At 70.5% G+C, this 3,002-nt stretch carries 3 protein-coding genes; all 3 read left to right on the forward strand.

Translation table 11 applies throughout. The annotated features are described in order from the left end of the window. Positions 1-168: 168 nt before the first annotated feature. The 3 genes from VF746_25740 (at position 169) to pth (ending at position 2,719) form a co-directional block, all read left to right on the forward strand. Positions 169-1,134 carry a ribose-phosphate pyrophosphokinase gene (locus VF746_25740; protein ID HEX8695844.1) on the forward strand — a complete coding sequence of 322 codons (966 nt, stop codon included), beginning with the start codon at positions 169-171 and terminating at the stop codon, positions 1,132-1,134. Positions 1,135-1,448: 314 nt separating this feature from the next. Further along, the gene (locus VF746_25745; protein ID HEX8695845.1) at positions 1,449-2,090 is read left to right on the forward strand and encodes a 50S ribosomal protein L25; all 642 of its coding nucleotides are present in this window, start codon (positions 1,449-1,451) and stop codon (positions 2,088-2,090) included. A 56-nt stretch (positions 2,091-2,146) separates the two neighbouring features. After that, positions 2,147-2,719 (forward strand): aminoacyl-tRNA hydrolase, encoded by a 573-nt coding sequence (gene pth, locus VF746_25750; GenBank protein HEX8695846.1) that lies wholly within the window; start codon positions 2,147-2,149, stop codon positions 2,717-2,719. The last annotated feature ends 283 nt before the right edge of the window (positions 2,720-3,002 follow it).

A 3,002-nucleotide genomic window follows, 5' to 3' on the forward strand; every position in this document is an offset into this window, starting at 1 on the left:
TGAGGAACGAACGACCGGGCCGCGCGGGGGAGAGGGCCCCGGCGGCGCAGCCGCCGGAGGGGCCCGGGAGCGCGGAAAGCCCTCCGCACTCGCCTTGACGCCCGTGGGCGCGCGGGCTATTCTGCCCGCCCCACGGCCCACCCTGGACGCGTCAGACACCGACCGGCGATGTTCGACGACACCGTCTCCGAGCACCACCTGATGATGCTCTCCGGCACGGCGAACCTGCCGCTGGCCGAAGAGATCGCCGCATGCCTCGGCATCCGGCTGGGGGGCGTGACCATCAAGCGCTTCTCCGACGGCGAGATCTTCGTCAAGATCGACGAGAACGTGCGCGGGCGCGACCTGTACATCGTGCAGACCACCTGCCCGCCCGCCGAGAACGTGCTGGAGCTCCTGCTGATGCTCGACGCGGCGCGGCGGGCCTCGGCGGCGCGCGTGACGGCGGTGATCCCGTACTACGGCTACGCGCGCCAGGACCGCAAGGACCAGCCGCGCGTGGCCATCGGCGCCAAGCTCATGGCCAACATGATCGTGGCCGCCGGCGCCCACCGCGTGCTCTCCGTCGACTTCCACCAGCACCAGCTGCAGGGCTTCTTCGACATCCCCGTCGACCACCTCTACGCCGCCCCCGTCTTCACCCGCTACTTCCTGGAGAAGCAGCTCGACAACCTGGTGGTGGTCTCGCCCGACGTGGGGAGCGCCAAGATGGCCCGCGGCTTCGCCAAGCGCCTGAACGCCACCATGGGCATCATCGACAAGCGCCGCCCGCGGGCGAACGTCTCCGAGGTGATGCACGTGATCGGCGAGGTGGAGGGGAAGGACTGCCTGCTGGCCGACGACATGATCGACACGGCCGGCACCATGGCCGAGGCCGCGCGGGCGCTCAAGGAGCGCGGCGCGAGGGACGTGTACGCCTGCGCCACGCACGCCATCCTCTCGGGCCCCGCCGTGGAGCGCCTGGCGAACGCGCCGTTCAAGGAGATCGTGGTCACCAACACCATCCCCGTCCCCGCGGAGAAGCGCTTCCCCACGCTCACCGTGCTCTCGGTGGCGGAGCTCCTGGCCCGCGCGGTGCGGTACACGCACTCCAACGAGTCGGTCAGCTCGCTCTTCGAGGTCGAGGCGGTCTGAGGGAGGGTGACGGGTCCTGCGCCGGGGCGGATGAATCCGCGGCAACAACGGCGGGAAGCCTGCCTTCGCAGGCTGGTTCGGTGCGGAGGTTGGGATCAGCGCGCAAAGCAGGTCTCGGGGCGCGAAGCGCGCGGGCGCAGCCCGCTAGTCCGCGCAGGCGGACTTCGTGTGGTTGTTGCAGCGGTTTCAACCGCCCGGCGATGGCCGGGCTGCCGTGAGACAGTTCCCTCGGGACGACATTCCGAGGGGAGATCAGGATCTATCGAGTCCGGCCGCGCGCCGGGCGCTTCAATGAGGAAGGAGGAGGCAGGACGATGGCGAAGGCAAGCTTGAAGGCCAGCCGCCGCGACGCGGGCGGCAAGGGCGTCGCGCGCAAGCTGCGCGGCACCGGCCGCGTCCCCGCGGTGCTCTACGGCCACGGCGACCGCACCGAGAGTCTCTCGGTCGACGCGCACGACCTGGACCTGCTGCTGCACGCGATCACCCCGGGCTCCACGCTGATCGGGCTGGACATCGACGGCCGCAGCACCGACGTGCTGATCCGCGAGATCCAGCGCCACCCGTACCGGCCCGAGGTGCTGCACGTCGACTTCCTGCAGGTGCACGGCGACGAGCCGCTCACCCTGTCGGTGCCGGTGCGGCTGGTGGGCACCCCCGTGGGCGTCCTTGAGGACGGCGGCGTGCTCGACCACGTGCTCTACGAGCTCGAAATCCAGTGCCTGCCGCGCCACATCCCCGAGGCCGTCGAGGTCGACATCTCGGGCTTGAGGATCGGCGACTCGGTGCGCGTGCACGACGTGAGCGTCCCCGACGTGCAGGTCCTCAACGACGGCGACCTGCCGATCGCCAGCGTGCTGGAGGCCCGGGTGCACGAGGTGGCGCCCGAGGAGGCCGAGGCCGAGGCGCCCGAGCCCGAGGTGGTGCGCGAGCGCCGCGGGGCCGAGGGGGAGGAATAGGCGGCTGGCTCACCCGGCTGCGCTCGCTCTTTTCGTCCAACGGGGCCGACGCCGACGTGGCCGGGCTCAAGGTGGTGGTCGGCCTGGGGAACCCGGGCCGGGAGTACGCCCTCACGCGGCACAACGTGGGGTGGTGGCTCCTGGACGCGCTGGCCGAGGCGTGGGGCTTCGGCCGGTTCCGGGCCGACAAGAACGCGGCCGTGGCCTCGGGCCGGGTGGAGCCCCACGCCGTGCGCCTGATCAAGCCGCTCACCTACATGAACAGGAGCGGCTCGGCGCTCCTGCCCATCGCCCGCATGAAGGCGGTGGACGTCGCCAGGGACCTGCTGGTGGTGGTGGACGACGTGGCGCTGGACCCGGGGGTGATCCGCTTCCGCCCCGGCGGGAGCGCGGGCGGCCACAACGGGCTGAAGTCGGTGGAGCAGGCGCTGGGCACGCGCGACTACCCGCGGCTGCGCATCGGCGTGGGACAGAAGCCCCCCGGCGCCGACCTGGCCGACTACGTCCTCTCCCCCCCCTCGAAGGCCGACCGCCAGGCGATCCTCGACCGCTTCCCCACGCTGGTGGACTGCGTGCGCCTCTGGCTGGACGAGGGCACCGAGGTGGCGATGAATCGCTGCAACGGCTAGTGCGTGAGTGCGAAAGTGCGAAGTGAGAAAGTGAGAAAGTAACCGGCGCACTCGGTGATTCGTGGCTCGATGCAGAGCGCCCCCGCGGCTGATGCGGGGGCGTTCTGCATAGATGGCCTCTTCCTCGACCCGCTGTCATCCCGAGGCCCAGACTGTGTCAAAACTGTCTCCTGCGAGGTAAATTGCTGGCGATCCCACAGCCAGCCAGGGAGCGAGCATGGGCTACATCACCGGGGTTGACCGGGATCAGCAGGTGCTGTTTCCGGAGACGCTGGATGAATAC

The organism is Longimicrobium sp., from assembly GCA_036389795.1.
Taxonomy (GTDB): Bacteria; Gemmatimonadota; Gemmatimonadetes; order Longimicrobiales; family Longimicrobiaceae; genus Longimicrobium.